The 16,862-nt window shown below is 69.6% G+C and carries 13 protein-coding genes, 1 tRNA gene, 1 pseudogene and 1 riboswitch; of the genes and pseudogenes, 8 read left to right on the top strand and 7 right to left on the bottom strand.

Translation table 11 applies throughout. The features are described from left to right. Positions 1–26: 26 nt before the first annotated feature. Positions 27–590 (bottom strand): SRPBCC family protein, encoded by a 564-nt coding sequence (locus tag ACFYOS_RS33315; RefSeq protein WP_387150314.1) that lies wholly within the window; start codon positions 588–590, stop codon positions 27–29. 1,447 nt (positions 591–2,037) lie between these two features. On the opposite strand from ACFYOS_RS33315, the pseudogene ACFYOS_RS33320 reads away from it, so the two are divergent. The 5 genes and pseudogenes from ACFYOS_RS33320 to ACFYOS_RS33340 all read left to right on the top strand — a co-directional run. After that, positions 2,038–2,313: pseudogene (locus tag ACFYOS_RS33320) on the top strand (epoxide hydrolase N-terminal domain-containing protein); the annotation flags it as partial. 133 nt (positions 2,314–2,446) lie between these two features. Continuing rightward, on the top strand, positions 2,447–3,193 hold the full coding sequence (locus ACFYOS_RS33325; protein ID WP_387150390.1) for an alpha/beta fold hydrolase: 747 nt from the start codon (positions 2,447–2,449) through the stop codon (positions 3,191–3,193). Positions 3,194–3,674: 481 nt separating this feature from the next. Further along, a complete protein-coding gene (locus tag ACFYOS_RS33330; protein WP_387150316.1) occupies positions 3,675–4,820 on the top strand; it encodes a hypothetical protein in 1,146 nt (381 codons plus the stop codon). Positions 4,821–5,292: 472 nt separating this feature from the next. Next, positions 5,293–5,709 carry a YciI family protein gene (locus ACFYOS_RS33335; RefSeq protein ID WP_387150319.1) on the top strand — a complete coding sequence of 139 codons (417 nt, stop codon included), beginning with the start codon at positions 5,293–5,295 and terminating at the stop codon, positions 5,707–5,709. Then, the gene (locus ACFYOS_RS33340) at positions 5,709–6,923 is read left to right on the top strand and encodes an RNA polymerase sigma factor (protein WP_387150322.1); all 1,215 of its coding nucleotides are present in this window, start codon (positions 5,709–5,711) and stop codon (positions 6,921–6,923) included. The genes ACFYOS_RS33335 and ACFYOS_RS33340 overlap by 1 nt, the downstream gene beginning before the upstream one ends. Positions 6,924–7,196: 273 nt before the next feature. Here ACFYOS_RS33340 and ACFYOS_RS33345 read toward each other — a convergent pair. Beyond that, positions 7,197–7,270 (bottom strand) — tRNA-Gly (locus ACFYOS_RS33345). Positions 7,271–7,517: 247 nt separating this feature from the next. Between ACFYOS_RS33345 and ACFYOS_RS33350 the strand changes: the two genes are divergently transcribed. Further along, entirely contained in the window at positions 7,518–8,504 is a 987-nt protein-coding gene (locus ACFYOS_RS33350; RefSeq protein ID WP_387150324.1) for a zinc metalloprotease, read from the top strand. Between the two features lie 69 nt (positions 8,505–8,573). On the opposite strand, the gene ACFYOS_RS33355 is transcribed toward ACFYOS_RS33350, so the two are convergent. Further along, a complete protein-coding gene (locus ACFYOS_RS33355; RefSeq protein ID WP_387150327.1) occupies positions 8,574–9,119 on the bottom strand; it encodes a pyridoxamine 5'-phosphate oxidase family protein in 546 nt (181 codons plus the stop codon). 78 nt (positions 9,120–9,197) lie between these two features. On the opposite strand from ACFYOS_RS33355, the gene dcd reads away from it, so the two are divergent. Beyond that, positions 9,198–9,776, top strand: coding sequence for a dCTP deaminase (gene dcd, locus ACFYOS_RS33360; RefSeq protein WP_387150330.1), 579 nt, complete (start codon positions 9,198–9,200; stop codon positions 9,774–9,776). A gap of 71 nt (positions 9,777–9,847) precedes the next feature. Here dcd and ACFYOS_RS33365 read toward each other — a convergent pair whose 3' ends face one another. Continuing rightward, on the bottom strand, positions 9,848–10,882 hold the full coding sequence (locus ACFYOS_RS33365) for an NlpC/P60 family protein (RefSeq protein WP_387150333.1): 1,035 nt from the start codon (positions 10,880–10,882) through the stop codon (positions 9,848–9,850). Between the two features lie 12 nt (positions 10,883–10,894). Beyond that, a riboswitch (cyclic di-AMP (ydaO/yuaA leader) is annotated at positions 10,895–11,030 on the bottom strand. A gap of 236 nt (positions 11,031–11,266) precedes the next feature. Between ACFYOS_RS33365 and ACFYOS_RS33370 the strand changes: the two genes are divergently transcribed. Beyond that, positions 11,267–13,294, top strand: a complete 2,028-nt coding sequence (locus ACFYOS_RS33370; protein WP_387150336.1) for an N-acetylmuramoyl-L-alanine amidase — start codon at positions 11,267–11,269, stop codon at positions 13,292–13,294. A gap of 64 nt (positions 13,295–13,358) precedes the next feature. On the opposite strand, the gene ACFYOS_RS33375 is transcribed toward ACFYOS_RS33370, so the two are convergent. The 3 genes from ACFYOS_RS33375 to ACFYOS_RS33385 form a co-directional block, all read right to left on the bottom strand. Next, on the bottom strand, positions 13,359–14,375 hold the full coding sequence (locus ACFYOS_RS33375; RefSeq protein ID WP_387150339.1) for an NlpC/P60 family protein: 1,017 nt from the start codon (positions 14,373–14,375) through the stop codon (positions 13,359–13,361). Between the two features lie 163 nt (positions 14,376–14,538). Continuing rightward, positions 14,539–15,543: a hemolysin family protein gene (locus tag ACFYOS_RS33380; RefSeq protein WP_387150342.1), complete on the bottom strand. Its 1,005-nt coding sequence runs from the start codon at positions 15,541–15,543 to the stop codon at positions 14,539–14,541. Beyond that, complete coding sequence (locus ACFYOS_RS33385; RefSeq protein WP_387150382.1) at positions 15,536–16,843, bottom strand: hemolysin family protein; 1,308 nt, start codon at positions 16,841–16,843, stop codon at positions 15,536–15,538. Before ACFYOS_RS33385 ends, ACFYOS_RS33380 begins: the two co-directional genes overlap by 8 nt. Positions 16,844–16,862 lie beyond the last annotated feature (19 nt).

A 16,862-nucleotide genomic window follows, 5' to 3' on the forward strand; every position in this document is an offset into this window, starting at 1 on the left:
AAGTTATGTCCACAACGTACAGACGATCACGCGGTGGCCGCCTCGCGTCCACCCCTCACCGCCAGCGACATCTCAAACGGCGGCTGCCGTACTAGCCCGGCCGTCTTCGTGTTTGCCTCGTCACGGTGTGAAAGCTTTGCCAGGGTGGCGGCGAGGTAGACGTTGCGGCGTGCGATGAGTCGTTGCAGGTATGGCCGCAGGATGAGGCTGGCCACGAGTCCGCCGACCGGTCCCATCGGAGCCGTAAAGTCGATGACGTCACGCATGACCGTAGCCGACGCATTGGCGGGGTCAGGCGTGAAGCTGTGCTCGTGGAGCCATCGACCGAACGGGCCGCGGACCTGCTCGTCCGTGAAGGCGTGCGGCCGCCGGTAGTCCGTGATCCGAACGGTCATCCGCCAGGAGAGGCCGAAGTGCCTCGCCTCCCATGTCACGGCATCCCCGGCCTTCAAGCGGCCGGTCGTTACGCCGCCGACCGCCCGCTCGGCGCTCGTCCCCATGGACTCGGTGTGCATACCAACGTCAAGGCAGGCATCGAAGACGGCTTCCGGGACCGCCTTTACGTCCGTAGTCAGCTCGATGCGCGGCACCCGGCAACAGTAGGCCTTGGTCGCGATGCGTATGCAGCAGGACGACCCCTTGACCCCCAGGCAAATAACGCGGCCCGATGACCTGGAGCGCCGTCAATGTTGACCTGCTGCGATCGTCCTTGGAGATCCCTGCTCGTGCGCTGGTGTCCGCCGCGATGGTCACCCAGTTAATGACCCGACTCCGGCGGAACGAGCCCGGCGATGGACTCCTGTAGGCGAGACTCGCCGAGTACCCGTCAGCCAGAAACGGCCCAACCCATTATCCTAAGTCGATCTACGATCAGTTCCGCATTTTCTGATCGGAACGTGACAATCCTGTCATCGTCATCTGATTCAAACCTTATGCCCAACCGACCAGATCCTGGTCGGAGTTGAACCGACGTTACATGTGAGCGACTGAGCATTAGCACACCGCGATATCCGATGTAGATCGTCAAGAACTCTTGGTCACCCTCTAAACGTGCTCCTGACAGGGTGAAGTTGCTGATGAAATGAAGCCAGCCACGCCATCCAGGTTTCACTTTCGACGACACAACCACGTAGCCACGTTCTCGAAATTCCGGATGCGTCACGGCACAAGATCATGCACGCCTAGCTAGCCCAGGCACGTCAACGCTCGCTTTGACACCGCTAGGCCGGCGTGGTGTTTTCGCACCTCATTCGGTCTGCCATCGACCCGCCCGCCGGGAAGCACACCAGGGTCAGGGCGCGCCACCCTGCTCTAGCCGGCGGCAGCAGCCCGGAGGGACCTTGCCATCCCGATGCTCCTGTGGACCGTCAAGCGGGGCAGGTGGCCGTGAGGCAAGGTCGCTGGTTCTCAGGCCGCATCTACCGGTCGAGCTGCCTGGGGCGGCGGCCCCAGCTCCGGTCGTGACGCTCGTCTGCGCCCGGGTTCCCGAAGACGCAGGGTTGGATAGTAGGAACGATATGCCGCAGCGTGACCGTTCCGGACGAACGACCTTGGCCACGTCCGTGGAGGCTGGCAGCCCTCGTGGTGCCCGGCGAGGTGATCCGCTCACGGCCGACCTCTGAGGAGGGCGGGGGTCCGGGGCGGAGCTCGAGGTCTTCAATGGTCTTGTCGCCCGTGAGTGTGGCAGGCCGGAGGTCGCCAGCAGGCCGAGGCCGGGCCGGCGCGGCCCGCTTTGCGGGCCGCCTTGATCAGTAAGAGAACAACTCGGCAACGCAATGCCGTCGAGGGTGTCCCGTCGCCGGACATGCTGACACTCGCGTTCCACCAGATGCCTGACATGATCTTCAAGACGCCGGGGAAGCCTTCACGGTCCGTAACGGGGGTGCATCGCGGCATAAGTGGGCGGGTATGGTGACCGCTGTCAGCGATGAGGGGAGGTGAGCCCGGTGAGAACCCAATGTCACGTCTGGGCGCTCCACCCGGCCATCCCTGTCCGCTGACGTCGCGTCGGGGAGCGCCCTCCTAACCGGAGGAACAATGACCTTCTCCCCGTTTCGTATCGACGTATCGGACGAGGTACTCGACGACCTGCGGGCTCGGCTGGCCCGTACCCGCTTCACGGACAGCAGTGGCGATCGGCCGTGGCAGGCCGGCACGGACCCCGATTACCTGCGGCACCTGGTCTCCTACTGGGTCGATACGTTCGACTGGCGGGCTCGGGAAGCCGAACTCAACGCATTGCCCAATTTCCAGACCCTGATCGGCGGCCGACGCATTCACTTCCTTCGCGTGCCCGGGGTGCGTCCGGCAGGCGCGCCCGCACCGCTGCCGCTGATCCTGAGCCACGGCTGGCCCAGCAGCTTCGTGGAGATGCTGCCGCTGGTCGATCGTCTGACCAACCCCGCCAAGTACGGGGGGGGGGGATCCCGCCAACGCATTCGACGTGGTGGTGCCCTCGCTGCCCGGCTTCCTCTACTCGGAACTGCCGAAGGGTCCGCTCACCCGCGCTGCGATGGCGCAGACGCTGCACCTGTTGATGACCGACGTCCTTGGCTACCAGCGCTACGGCGCCTTCGGTGGCGATGTCGGCGGTGTGGTCACCGGTTGGCTGGGCGCGCTGTACCCCGAGCAAGTAGTCGGCATTCACATGATCCACCCCCCGTTCCCGGCCAGCTTCGACTCCCATCCGCTGTCGCCCGCTGAGCAGGCGTATCTCGATGCCGAAGCGGCGTACGACGAGACGGACGGCGGCTACAGCGCCATCATGGGCACCCGGCCGGACACCATCGCCGCGGCACTGACCGACTCCCCAGCCGGACTGGCCGCCTGGCTCGTCGACAAGTACCGAGACTGGAGTGACAACCACGGGGACCTGGAGAGCCGGTTCGACCGGGACACCTTGCTCACGACCATCACCCTGTACTGGACCAGCGGCGCAATCGGCTCCTCGTTCCGGCAATACTTCGACTTTGATCACAACAGCCCACGACCCGCTATCACCGTGCCCGCCGCGTTCACGGTGAGCACCGAACCCTCGCAGGCCAACTTCCCCCGAGAGATCGCCGAACGCGCCTGCACCGACATCCGGCACTGGAGCGAGCCAGGTACGGGCGGACACTTCATGCCGCTGGAGGAGCCTGACCTGCTCGCCGGCGAACTGAGGCGATTCTTCACATCGCTCCGCCCGTACTGATCAGCAAGGGAGCCGGGTCACATCGGCCCGGCTCCCGCTGCCGGTTTCATACATCGGTCGAGAAGCCGCCCAAGTGCATCCACTTCGGCGCGCCTGCCTGAAGCGGTAGCCGGGCCACGACGGATCACTCGTACATCCGCTGGTCGCGATGCATCTCGATCACGTCGACGTGGCTGATCCGAACCGTGGCTGGCTCGGGCTTGATGGGTTCGGCAGCCCGGATGACGGGCTCGGCCGGTCCATCTGCAGTCAGGTAGGCGACGCTGACGCGTGGCCGGTACCGGTGGGGGATCCTCGGGGACCTGGTCCGAGCCGCAGAGCGCCGCTGCTGGTCGGCTGGACCACCTGCGGTAGCGCTGCCATGATGTGCGCCGTGAAGATCACCTCTGGCTCGGAGTACGTCAGCTCGGGTCGACCCGGCACGGACGAGCTGGGTAAGGGCCGCGCAAAGGCCGTGGCGACGATGCTCTTCGGACTTGTCGTGCTGGTCAACGCGCACTTCGTGCCGTGGGTGGTCGCGGAACCGGGGCAGGACGTCACTGATCGCCTGTTGGGTCGGGCGCCGACCGCCGAGGTGAAGACGTACGCGTTGACCGATCTGCCGGGCATTCAGGCGTCCCTGTATGTCGGGTGGGTCCTGCTGCTTTCGTTGCTGGTGGCGGCGTGGGTAAGGCCGGAGTGGCGCCATGGTGTACGGATCGCCGCCCGGCTGCTGGGCCTGGCGCTGCTGCTGGCGCTGACGATGTTTGAACCCGGCACCGCCATCGACGCTAGCGGATTCCCCATCGGCGATGGTCCCAGCACTGACCTCCTCGCCGGCACCTACCTCGCGCTGTTCGGGACGATGCTGCTGGCCATTGGCGCTTCGGCCCTGCCGGCGTCGCCACAGTCGTCGGCACCACCCACGCCCGCCCCGGTTCGGCCGACACCCGACGCCGAGGCCGTCGGAGCCGGGTCGTCGGCTCCCGCCGCACCGACCACCCCGGTCCCGGCGCTGATGCTCGGCCAGAGCTGGTCGGCCCGCCCCGCGCGCGTGCCGTGGTGGCGTCAGCCCTGGCCCGTCACCGGCGTCGTGGTGGGCACCCTCACCGTGGCAATCCTGGTCGGGACGTTCGCCTGGCAGGCGACGCATCGGCCCGCCAACCGGCACCGCGACCTCGCGACGCTGCTGGTGGCATCGCCGGCCGACTCGACACCCGCTCAACCGGCAGCCGCCGACGACCAGGTCGACACCTCCCGGCTCCTGCCGCTCACGGACTTCCGGGCACTGATGCTCGCCGAGCAGCTACGCGACGACGTTCAGCACTCCGCAGGGACGGCGTGGACCCGGCCCGACCACGCCTTGGTGCAGGTCACGCTGCTCCAATTCGAATCGCCCCTGGCGGCCGACCAGTTCCAGCGGTCCTACGTCGACATCGAGGGGGCTGTCCGGAGCACCATCAACGGCGTGGACCTCCCCGACGTGCCGGGGGCGGTGGTCTTCAGCGGTGAAGAGCAGGGACTGGTCGAGGTGAACGCGATCGCGCACCGGGATGACGTCGTGGTGCTCGTCAGCGCGAACGGTGGACCGTCGGACATCAACGCCACCGTCAATGTGCTGGTCCGCGAGCAATACGACCGGCTCTGAGTCAGATCGGCTCGGCTACGCGTCGACCTTCATCACGGCGCTTGCTCCTCGGCCGTCCGTGCCGCTGTCCTCCGTCGACTGATGGGCGACACGTGTCCGCCAGCTGATCTACGACACCTCAGCGCGCTGATCGCGGCAAGAGAGTGCGCCGCGGGGCGAAGCGCCGCTAAAGATTCCCGTCGCCATCTCTTCAGTCAGGTAGCGGAAAGAATTCACTGGCCGCGTCCCGAATGCTTTCCCAGATCCGTGTGAGCGTTGCCGCGTTCCAAAGCTGCGACGTTAAGCTTTCTGATCAGCATGGCGTCCGCGTCAGCCATCGCTCAGGGGCCGGTCTGAGGGGCGAAACGCGGGTCGGAGGGATCGGCTGCGTCGCGACGAGAGATTTCTCCGGGGCCGTGTCGATCCGCGGGCCGCCCGTTCGACGTGTGGGTGCGAGGGTCGAGAGGCGGCCCCGCCGGATGAGGAGAACGCGATGCCGAAGTACATGCTGATCATGCGGGGCACCGATGAGACGAACGCGGCCATGATGGCTTCGATCGACGAGGCGATGGCCGCGACCGGCCGCTTCATCGAGGAGATGATCAAGGCCGGTGTTCTCCTCGCGGCCGAAGGGCTGGACGATCCGGGCCGGGGCGTCGTGGTCGACTTCAGCGGCGAGGCGCCGGTGGTCACTGACGGGCCGTACGGCGAGACCAGGGAACTGTTCGGGGGCTACTTCATGCTCGATGTCGCCTCGAAACAGGAGGCGGTCGAGTGGGCCAAGCGGGTCCCGGCGGTCCCCGGGTCCAAGATCGAGGTCCGCCGGGTGGCCGAGAGCGACGAGGTCCCGCAGGACAACGAGCGGATCGTCAAGGAACGGGTCGGGCGCGAGAGCAACGGCCAGATCTGATGGCTACGGCCGACGTCGAGGCCGTCTGGCGGATCGAGTCGGCGCGGATCGTCGCCGCACTGACCCGGTTCACCGGCGATTTCGGGCTGGCCGAAGACGTGGCCCAGGAGGCGGTGGCCGAGGCGCTGGTGTCGTGGCCGCTTGCCTCTCCGGCCAATCCGGCCGGCTGGCTGATGGCCACGGCCCGGCGGCGGGCGATCGACGCGATCCGCCGCCGGACCGCCCTCCGCGACCGATACGCCCTGCTGGCGGCCGACCCGACCGTCGACGAAGAAATCGACCCCGACAAGATCGACGACGACGTCCTGGCGCTGATGTTCATCAGCTGCCAACCGGTGCTCTCCCCCGAGGCCCGGGTGGCGCTAACCCTGCGCGTGGTCGGCGGCCTGTCCAGCGAGGAGATCGCCCGCGCGTTCCTCGTACCCGTGCCGACCGTGCAGGCCCGCATCACCCGGGGCAAGAAGACGATCGCGGCGGCCGGGGTGCCGTTCGAACTGCCGGCGGCCGGCGAGCGCCGGGAACGGCTGGGCGGCGTGCTCAGCGTCCTTTACGTGATCTTCACCGAGGGGTCGACGGCCACGTCGGGCGACCGGCTGCTGCGCCCCGACGTCGCGTACGAGGCGATCCGGCTGGCCCGCACGCTGGCCGCGCTACAGCCGGACGAGCCGGAGGTGCACGGCCTGCTCGCCCTGTTCGAGCTGACGGCCGCGCGCTTCCCGGCCCGGTCCGCCCCGGACGGTTCGCCGATCCTGCTCGAGGACCAGGACCGGCGGCGGTGGGACTTCTCGGCGATTCGCCGTGGGCTGGCCGCGCTGGCCATGGCCTCGACTCGCGGCCTCGGCCCCTACGGCCTGCAGGCCGCGATCGCCGCCGTCCACGCGTCGGCGCTCTCCGTCGAGGCGACCGACTGGGACCGGATCGTAGTGCTCTACGAGGCGCTCTGCCGGGTCGCGCCCTCGCCGGTGGTCGAGCTCAACCGGGCCGTCGCGGTGGCCATGGCCTCGGGTCCGGCGCAAGCTCTGGCCATCGTGGACGAGCTGATCGCCTCGGACCGGCTCCCCGGTTCGCATTTGGTTCCGACCGTACGCGGTGAACTGCTGGCCCGGCTCGGACGGCGACCGGAGGCGCGCGCCGAGCTGGAGCTGGCGGCCCGGCTGTGCGCCAACCAGCGCGAACGCTCAGTGCTGCTGCGCAAGGCGGCCGCGCTGGGCTGACTTCTCCAGCTCGGCCGGCCGGGATTCGAGCGCGGCCCGGATGCCGTCGATCGCGTCGGCCACGTCGGCCGAATCCTGAACGTGGACGGCGGGGGCGCGGCGAACCCGGGGAAAAATTGCCCACGGTCGGCGCGTAGACCTCGTCCGGGACCGGCCGTGGCCCAGGTGCTTTGTGCCCGCGAGCTGATGGCCCGGATGGGCCCATCGCGCGCTGGTGGCCCGTGGAATATCGAAGGCCCTTGCGGGACTCGCGTCCTGGCCAGGGCCTTCGCGTGGAGCGGGTGACGGGAATCGAACCCGCACTGTCAGCTTGGGAAGCTGATGTTCTGCCATTGAACTACACCCGCAGGCGGCACCACTGTACCTGAGGGCACCACCTCCGTGCACCCAGGTACCCCCGTGGCGGCTCCGGCCCACCGCGCAACCCCCCGAGAAACGATCATGCAACCCCCGCGGGCCCGCCGAGCGGCAGAAGGTTTCCCCACGGCAACATATGGCTGTTCTCAAATCCGTCGATCGGTTGTAACGTCTCCCCAACGTTCTCCGACTCGGCGTGACATACCCCCTGTGACGCCGCCGGAAAGAGGTGGGCCCATGGGACTTCGTCCCAACCTGCTGACCCGGCGGGCCGCCGGTGTCGCGTCGACGACCCTCGCGCTGCTGCTCAGCACCGCCGCTGTGGGGGTCGTCCCCGCTGCTTCAGCCGTCTCCGCCGCCCCGGGCGGCTCCTGCGCCGAGCCGGCCGTCGTCCACTCGAACGCCCGGGTCGCGAAGGGCGGCAGCAGCAAGCTCGACCCCAACGAGCTGACCGCCAAGCAGGTCCGCGAGCGCGAGGCCGACCTCGCCGCTGCGCTGCGTGAGCGGGCCACCTTCCGCGGCGGCGCCCAGGCGGCCGCTCCGCTGGCCACCGTCACCGTCCCGGTCGTCGTGCACGTCATCCAGCGGGACAGCACCCGCGCCGGCGGTAACATCCCGGACTCGATGGTCACCCAGCAGATCGACGTGCTGAACAAGGCCTACAGCGACGCCACCGGCGGCGCCCCGACCGCCTTCGGCTTCCAACTCCAGAAGGTGCACCACGTCACCAACACGGCCTGGTACCCGATCATCCAGGGCTCCTCGGCAGAGCGGCAGATGAAGTCCGCGCTGCGTGAGGGCGGCAAGAACACGCTCAACATCTACCTGGGCGAGCTGAGCGACAACCTGCTCGGCTGGGCGACCTTCCCGAAGCGGAAGCTCGACAGCATGGACGGCGTGGTCGCGCTGAACGAGTCGCTGCCGGGGGGCACCGCGACCAACTACAACCAGGGCGACACCGGCACCCACGAGATCGGCCACTGGCTGAACCTCTACCACACCTTCCAGGGTGGCTGTGCCGGCTCGGGTGACAGCGTTTCGGACACCCCTGCCGAGGCCTCGCCGGCCTACCAGTGCCCGACCGGTCGGGACACCTGCACCGCGCTGGGCCTGGACCCGATCACCAACTTCATGGACTACACCTACGACTCGTGCATGTTCCAGTTCACCCCCGGTCAGGCAAGCCGGATGATCACCGCGTGGAACGCGTACCGCGCGGCCTGAGCGCCCGGCACTGAACGCCGGTGCCGGCCCTGTCCTCGGACGGGCCGGCACCGGCGTTTTCGTGGACTGTCAGGCGGCCGGGCGGCGGGTGTCGAAGCCGTGCCGGCCGCGTCGGCCCTCGGCGGGGGCCACCGTACGGCGGGGCGGGGCGGTCGCCACCGGGTCGAGCCAGACCCGCACCTGCGGCCGGCCCGTGCCCGGGTGGGTCGCCTGGTCGGGCCGGGTCAGCATCGCCAGGTCGACGGTGAACTCGAACAGCCGCCAGTCGACCTGCGGCGCGGCCCGACCGAGTTCGGCCAGTCGGGCCACGGTCGCCGGGTCGCTCACCGGACGGGCCCGACCGGCGACGTACGCCTCGTCGTCGCTCTCCTCCGGCGGGAACGAGTGGAGCGCGTAGCGGCCGTCGCGTTCGAGATCACGGCGCTTAGGCGAGTCGATGACAAAGCAGTAGAGGCCGTCGGCGGTGATCACCGGGGAGACCGGGTGGACCCGCGGACCCCCGTCGGCGCGGACCGTGGCGAGGTAGCCGAAGCCCGGCCCGTACTGCTGCAGGAGAAGGCGGATCTCGTCGGCGAGTCGGGGCTCGTCGGCGGCGAATTCGGACCAGGAAGCCATGCGGACATTCTATCGAACACGTGTACGAAGATGTAGTCCGACACGCAGGTCACCCGTTCCGGTCGCTATGGTGTTCCGATGCTGCTCTCCGACCGCGACCTGGTCACCGAGATCAAGGCGGGCACGCTCACGCTGGAGCCCTTCGAGCCCACTCTGGTGCAACCGTCCAGCATCGACGTACGACTGGACCGGCTCTTCCGGGTCTTCAACAACCACCTCTACACGCACATCGACCCGGCCGTCCAGCAGGACGACCTGACCTCGATGGTGGAGGTGCCCGAGGGTGAGCCGTTCGTGCTGCACCCGGGCGAGTTCGTGCTCGCCTCGACGCTCGAGGTGATCTCGCTGGGCGACCAGCTCGCGGGACGGCTGGAGGGCAAGTCCAGCCTGGGCCGGCTCGGGCTGCTCACCCACTCGACCGCGGGCTTTATCGACCCGGGCTTCTCCGGGCACGTCACGCTGGAGCTCTCCAACGTGGCGAACCTGCCGATCACCCTCTGGCCGGGCATGAAGATCGGCCAGCTCTGCATCTTCCGGCTCTCCTCGCCGGCCGAGCACCCGTACGGCTCGGCGGTCTACGGCTCCCGCTACCAGGGGCAGCGCGGGCCCACCCCGAGCCGCTCCTGGCAGAACTGGCGGACCTGGCCGACCCGCTGAGCCGGCCCGCTCGCGTCAACAGGGGCCCCTTCCTGTACCCCAGGCGTTGGGAAGGGGCCCCTGCTCACACCTCAGCCCGGGCGGCCGTAGCTGTTGATCTGGCCGTCGTCGACGCGTTTCATCGTGATCGGTTTGCCGGACTGGGAGGCGTGCACCACCCAGCCGTTGCCGACGTACATCGCGACGTGGTGCAGGTCGCTGTAGTAGAAGACCAGGTCGCCGACCCGAAGGTTGGCGCGGCTCACCCGCTGGGTTACGGCGTGCTGCTGCGCGGCGTTGTGCGGCAGCGAGACCCCGGCCTTGGCCCAGGCCGCCATGGTCAGGCCGGAGCAGTCGTAGTGGTCCGGGCCGGCGGCGCCCCAGACGTAGATCTTGCCGATCTGGGCGCAGGCGAACTTGGCCGCGACCCCGCCGGGGCCACCCGGGTAGCCGGCCGGGCAGGGGGCGGGACGCAGCGGCCCACCGCCCCCGTTGCCGTACACCTTGAGCCGCAGCTTCTGCAGCCGGGCGATCTCGGCGTCGATCTGCTTCTTCTGAGCCGCGAGCTGGGCCTCGGTCCGGGCCAGCTTGGCGATCATCTCGTCCAGCGGCTTCTTCTTCGCGGCCAACTGGTCGCGCAGGTCGGCGACGGCCTGCACCTGCTGCTGCTGGCGGTGCGCGAAGCGGTCGAGCAGTTCGAGGCTGTCGACCACCTCGCCCGGGGAGCGGCTGCCCAGCAGCGCGTTCACCGTGGAGAGGCTGTCCCCCTTGTACGCGTCGGCGGCGAGGCCGCCGACCTGTCCGAGGGCGTGGTCGACCTGGGCTTCCAGCGGGGCGATCTGCTTGGCCAGCACCGCGGCCTGCTTGCGCTTGGCGGCGAGGTCCTCACGGGTGGCGTTGACCTGTTCGATGACCGGTTCGAGCTTGTTCCAGTCCCGGTCGATCTGGGCTTCGATCTCGGCGACCGACGGGTCGGCGTGGGCCGCCGTGGCGCCGCCGGTCAGGATGACGGCGGTGCCGACCAGGGCGGCGAGGGCGGTGGTGCAGCGGGACCAGCGTGAACGCGGCGCAACCGGCTGCCGGTCGACCGACCGGACCGACGGTGGCCGCGGGGCATGGTTAGCCACCGGGCTCCGTACTCCTTCTTTCCGACCGCCTACCGAGTTAGCTGACGGGTTCGGGCGGGAAGGGCGCCGCCCTACCGCAGTGGCTGCGGATTCACCCCAGGTACCTGGGTCCCCGGCTCGCCCGGAGGCGACTCGGCGGTGTCCGACCGTCACCACCCGGGCTGGGCGGTGAGACTGCCGGTCGACGATTGACCAGAGTAGAGATCGCCGTTATCAATCCGCAACTCGCGACGCCGTGACACTCCGTACGTGAATTCCCGGCCGCTCCCGGCACGGTCGAAGATATTTTTCAGTCCACATCACTACCCAGAAAGGTATTGACCACAGGCCCCGTGCGGAGTGAGGGTGAGGACGCAGTGACCCCCATCCCTGTCTGGAGGTTCGATGCACCTCTCACCCCCGCCGTCGGGCAGACGGATACTGCTGGCCGCCGCCGTCGCGGCGGCCACCGCCTTCGCGACCACCGGCCCGGTGGCCGCGGAACCACTCACCGCCAATCCGGCCGACCGCCAGGCGCAGTATGCCGCCGCGGCCGACGAGTACGGCGTACCGCAGAGCGTCCTGCTCGGCGTCTCGTACCTGGAGTCCCGCTGGGACACCCACGCGGGCCAGCCCAGCACCAGCGGCGGCTACGGCCCGATGCACCTGACCGACGCCGAGCAGGTCGCCTCGACCCCGTCCAGCGCGCACGTGGACGAGAACGAGGACCCGCGCGGCGACGACTCCCGCCCGCTCACGCTCGACCCGGCCGTCGCCGCCGCGCCGTCCGGGGACGTGCTGCCCCAGGCGACCCTGCAAACCGTCGACGCCGCCGCCGCGCTCACCGGCATGTCGGTCGAGACGCTGCGCGCCGACGCCACCGCCAACATCCGGGGCGGGGCGGCGCTGCTCGCGTCGTACCAGACGGAACTGGGCGGGCCGGTCGGGACCGGCAGCGACCCGGCGGCCTGGTACGGCGCGGTGGCCCGCTACTCCGGCGCGGACACCGAGGATGCCGCGGCGGCCTTCGCCGACGAGGTGTACGACCAGATCGGTCAGGGCGCGAGCCGGACCACCGACGACGGCCAGCGGGTGACCCTGGCCGCGACCGCGGTGACGCCGGACGAGTCCGGGCTGCACAAGCTCGGGTTGCGCCGCGCCGAGCGGCCGGACGGCCTGGAGTGCCCGGTACGCGTCGCCTGCGAGTGGATCCCCGCCCCCTACGAGAAGTACGGTCCGAATTCGGGCGACTACGGCAACCACGACCTCGGCGAGCGGCCGGCCCAGCAGAAGATCGAGTACATCGTCATCCACGACACCGAGGGCTACTTCGGTCCCAGCGTGAAGCTGGTCCAGGACAAGACCTACCTGGGCTGGCACTACACGCTGCGCTCGGTGGACGGCTACATCGCCCAGCACATCAAGGCCAAGGACGTGGGCTGGCACGCCGGCAACTGGTACGTCAACGCCAAGTCCATCGGCATCGAGCACGAGGGCTTCGCCGGCCACGGCACCTGGTACACCGAGGCCATGTACCGGACGTCGGCCAAGCTGGTCCGGCACCTGGCGCTCAGGCTCCAGATTCCGTTGGACCGGCAGCACATCCTGGGCCACGACAACGTCCCCGGCATCACCGCCGGAAACGTGGCCGGGATGCACTGGGACCCGGGACCGTACTGGGACTGGTCGCACTACTTCGACCTGATGAAGGCGCCGTTCCACTCGACCGGCACGCCGCACACCGGCCTGGTCACCATCGACCCGGACTTCGCCACCAACCAGCCGGCCTTCATCGGTTGCAACCAGCAGCCGCCGGGCGTCCCGAAGCCGACCCCGCCGGCCGCGCCGTGTCCGCTGCGCGGCTCCTCGTCGGTCATCCTGCGCACCGCGCCGAGCGCCGACGCGCCGCTGGTCAACGATCGCGGGCTGCGGCCGAACGGCACGCCGAACACCATGTACATCTCCGACCACGGCGCCCGCGCCTCGGCCGGTCAGACGTACGCCCTCGCGGACATCCAGGGCGACTGGACCGCGATCTGGTACCTCGGCCAGAAGGCCTGGTTCTACAACCCGGCCTCGGCGCCAACCGCCAAGTGGGAACAGGGCTTCGTGGTGACCACCAAGCCGGGGAAGGCCACTATCCCGGTGTACGGGCGCGCCTACCCGGAGCGGGCGGCCTACCCGGCCGGGGTGCCGTACCAGACCATCTCCCCGCTGCAGTACACCTTCGCCGCGGGCCAGCGGTACGCGGTCGGCGGAGTCCTGCCGGGCGAGTACTACCGGGCCGTCACCTTCGACGGCTCGGCACCGGGTGACTGGACGGTCATCCGGGGCGAGAATCGGTACGTGCAGATCCAGTTCGGCCACCGGGTGATGTTCGTGAACCTCGACGACGTCCAGATTCAGCCCGCCTCGGTCGGCGCGCCCGCCTGACCGACCTGACGACGAAGGCCCCCGGTCCGGGTGGACCGGGGGCCTTCGTGCTGCTGCAGGGAGGTCAGGTGACCCGGCGGAAGCCGGCGACCGGCATGTAGCTGATCTTCGTGACCTGGATCTGCTTACCCGTGCGGGGCGCGTGCACCATGAGCCCGTTGCCGAGGTAGAGACCCATGTGATGCAGGTCGCTGTAGAAGAAGACCAGGTCACCGGGGCGGGCCTCGGCCCGGGACACGGGCCGCCCCTCGTCCCACTGGGCACCGGTGAAGTGGGTCAGGGAGATGCCCGCCGCCTTGTAGGCGTACTGGGTGAGGCCGGAGCAGTCGAACGTGTTCGGGCCGGTGGCACCCCATTCGTACCACTTGCCGACCTGCGCGCAGGCGGTCTTGATCGCGGTTCGGGCGGCGCTGCTCACCACGCCGTCGATGGCCGGGCAGCCCTCCGGGCGGATCGAGGTCACCGGCAGCATCGCGGTCAGCCGCTTGATCTCGGCGTTGATCTGCTTCTTCTTCGCCGCCAACTCGTCGCGCTGCTTGATCTGGGTGGCGATCAGCGCGTCCAGCTTCTGCTTCTGCCGGTTGTACTTGTCGCGGACGGCGAGCACGCCGGCGATCTGCTTGTGCTGCTCCTGGGCCAGCCGGTCAAGGATGACGAGCTGCTCGCCGAGGGTGCCCGGCTTGGTGCTCACCAGCAGGGCGCCGATTTCCTGCGAGGGGCCCTGCATGTAGTAGCGGGCGGCTATGTCACCGACCCGGTTCATCGCCAGGGCCGACTCCAGCTCCAGCGGCACCATCTTCTTCTTGATGTCGTCCGACTTCTTCTGGTTGGCCTTGAGCTGGGAGCGGATCTTGTTGTACTGCTCGATAGTGGGCTCGAGCTGTTCCCACTGCTTGTCGATCTGTGCGTCGATCTCGTCCACCGACGGCGCCGCGTGCGCCGGAGCCACCAGCAGCCCGGCGCCGACCGCGACGGCCGCGACCAGGGTGAGGAGACGGCGTACGACCCGGCGTGCGCCGACCGGTCTGGTGGGCGGCTGGCTCGGGGCGTGACGATGAGGGGGCAGGGTTGCCACCGGCACGGACTCCTTTGCAACCGACCGCCGGGCGCCTCGAGAGAGGGAAGGTCGAGGCGGACGACCGCAGCGGTCGGTGCCCCACATTAGGGAAGGCAGCGGGGTGGAATCAAGGCGACGTTTAGGTCAATCACACCTGCGCAACCGCTTGCACACAAAGGGTATTCGTTTACCGCCCAACGATCGCCGTCAATACGTCATCCAGGGTCACCACGCCCAGCGGTCGACGGCCGTCACTCACCAGGACCATGTGCCGTCGCTCGCGCCGCATCGAGAGCAGCAGGTCGGCCAGCGTACGGTCGGGCGGCACCACCGCCAGCGGCCGGTAGACCTCGGCGGGCACCGGCGCCCGGCGACTCGCGCCCGCGTACCCGAGCACGTCCTTCACGTGCACGAAGCCGAGCACCCGGCGGGTGGACCGCTGCACCACCGGGAACCGGGACCGGCCGGTCCGGGTCGCCAGCACCTCCAGCGAGGCCGGTGAGACGTCCTCGGCCACCGTGGTCACCGTCGACCAGGGTTGCAGCGCGTCGGCCGCCGTGCGGCTGTGCAGGGCCAGCGCGCCGGTGATCCGGGCATGCTCCTCCGCGTCCAGCAGCCCCTCGGTCCGCGCCTGGGAGACCAGGCCGGCCAGTTCCTCGGCGGTGAACACGGTCTTCACCGCGTCGGTCGCCTCGACCCGCCACAGCCGGAGCACCTGCCGGGCCGACCACTTCATGGCGAGCAGCAGCGGCTTGGTGGCGACGCAGAACGCCAGCATCAGCGGGCCGAGCCAGAGCGCCGACGGCTCCGGGCCGGCCAGGGTGATGTTCTTCGGCACCATCTCGCCGACCACGGTGTGCAGGAACACCACCACGCCCAGGGCGATCACGAACGCCACCGGGTGCACCGCGGAGGCCGGCAGGCCGAGCGCCTCGAACGGCGCCTCCAGCAGGTGCGCCAGCGCCGGCTCGGCGATCGCGCCGAGGCCGAGCGAGCAGACCGTGATGCCGAGCTGCGCCCCGGCGATCATCAGCGGGATCTGGTTCATCGCGGCGAGGGCCCACCGGGCCCGCTTCGACCCCACCGCGAGCGGTTCGATCACCGTACGTCGGGAGGCGATCAGGGCGAACTCGCTGCCCACGAAGAAGGCGTTGCCGAGCAGTAGCAGGACCGCGATCAGGAGCTCACTCACCGTCGTCGGGCTCCTCGGGACGTACCACCCGGACCTGCTCGAGGCGGTGCCGCTCGACCTCCACGACGGTGAACTCGTACCCGGCCTCCTCGACGGTCTCCCCGGGCACCGGGATGTGCCCCAGTCGGGCCATCAGGAAGCCCGCGAGGGTCTCGTACGGCCCCTCCGGCAGCCGGAAGCCGGATTGCTCGACCAGTTCGTCCTCGCGCAGCACGCCGTCCACCAGGACGGTCCGCTCACCGCCGGGCACGGTCAGCTCGACCGGGCCGAGGTCGTCCACCGCGTCCGGGTCGAACTCGTCGGCGATCTCGCCGACCAGCTCCTCGACGAGGTCCTCCACGGTCACCACGCCGTCCGTGCCGCCGTACTCGTCCACCACGATGGCCAGGTCCGCGCCGGCCGCCTTGAGGGCCGCGAGCACGCCGTCGAGGTCGAGGCTCTCCGGGACGTACACCGGCTCGCGGGCGACCGCGGCGACGGTGGTGGCGGCCCGGCCGGCCAGCGGCACGCCGAGTGCGTCCGGCACCCCGGCGACCCCGGTGACCAGGTCCAGCGTCTCCTCGTAGACGGGGAACCGGGTACGGCCGGTCTGCTGGGACAGCGCCAACAGCTCGGCGACGGTGGCGGTGGCGCGCAGCGCGATCACGTCCACCCGGGGGGTCATCGCCTCGGCGGCCCGCTTGTCGCCGAACCGGATGGTGCGGCGCAGCAGCATCGCGGTGTCCGGCGGGAGCGCGCCGGCCCGGGCCGAGATCGCGGCCAGCAGGCCCAGCTCCTCCGGGGACCGGGCGCTGGCCAGCTCCTCCTGCGGCTCCACCCCCAGCCGGCGGACCAGCCGGTTCGCCGAGTCGTTCAGCAGCCGGATCAGCCAGCCGAAGGTGCGGGCGAAGGTCCGCATCGGCCCGGCGGTGGTCAGCGCGGCCGGCATCGGCCGGGCCAGCGCCAGGTTCTTCGGCACCAGCTCGCCGAAGAGCATCGAGATGAGGGTGGCCAGGGCCAGGGCGAGCAGCCCGCTGAGCCGCTCCGCCCCGCCGAGCGGGCGCAGCAGCGGGGCGAAGAGCCGGGCCAGCGCCGGCTCGGCCAGGTAGCCGGTGAGCAGTGCGGTGATGGTGATGCCGAGCTGCGCGCCGGAGAGCTGGAAGGAGAGCTCGCGCAGCGCCCGGCGTACCGTCGCGGCCCGGCTGTCGCCGTCGCCGGCCCGCCGGTCGATCTCCGCCCGGTCGACGGTGACCAGGGCGAACTCGGCCGCGACGAAGAACGCGTTGCCGGCGGTCAGCAGGACGAAGCCGACCAGGGGCAGCAGCGTGGTAACCAGCAGG

Source organism: Micromonospora sp. NPDC005806 (assembly GCF_042871425.1).
Classification (GTDB): Bacteria; Actinomycetota; Actinomycetes; order Mycobacteriales; family Micromonosporaceae; genus Micromonospora.

Coding starts and splice junctions, on each gene's coding strand:
- ACFYOS_RS33335 (WP_387150319.1), top strand. CDS start 5,293: ATGCCGAAGTACATGCTGATCATGCGGGGCACCGATGAGACGAACGCG.
- ACFYOS_RS33340 (WP_387150322.1), top strand. CDS start 5,709: ATGGCTACGGCCGACGTCGAGGCCGTCTGGCGGATCGAGTCGGCGCGG.
- ACFYOS_RS33350 (WP_387150324.1), top strand. CDS start 7,518: ATGGGACTTCGTCCCAACCTGCTGACCCGGCGGGCCGCCGGTGTCGCG.
- ACFYOS_RS33355 (WP_387150327.1), bottom strand. CDS start 9,119: ATGGCTTCCTGGTCCGAATTCGCCGCCGACGAGCCCCGACTCGCCGAC.
- dcd (WP_387150330.1), top strand. CDS start 9,198: ATGCTGCTCTCCGACCGCGACCTGGTCACCGAGATCAAGGCGGGCACG.
- ACFYOS_RS33370 (WP_387150336.1), top strand. CDS start 11,267: ATGCACCTCTCACCCCCGCCGTCGGGCAGACGGATACTGCTGGCCGCC.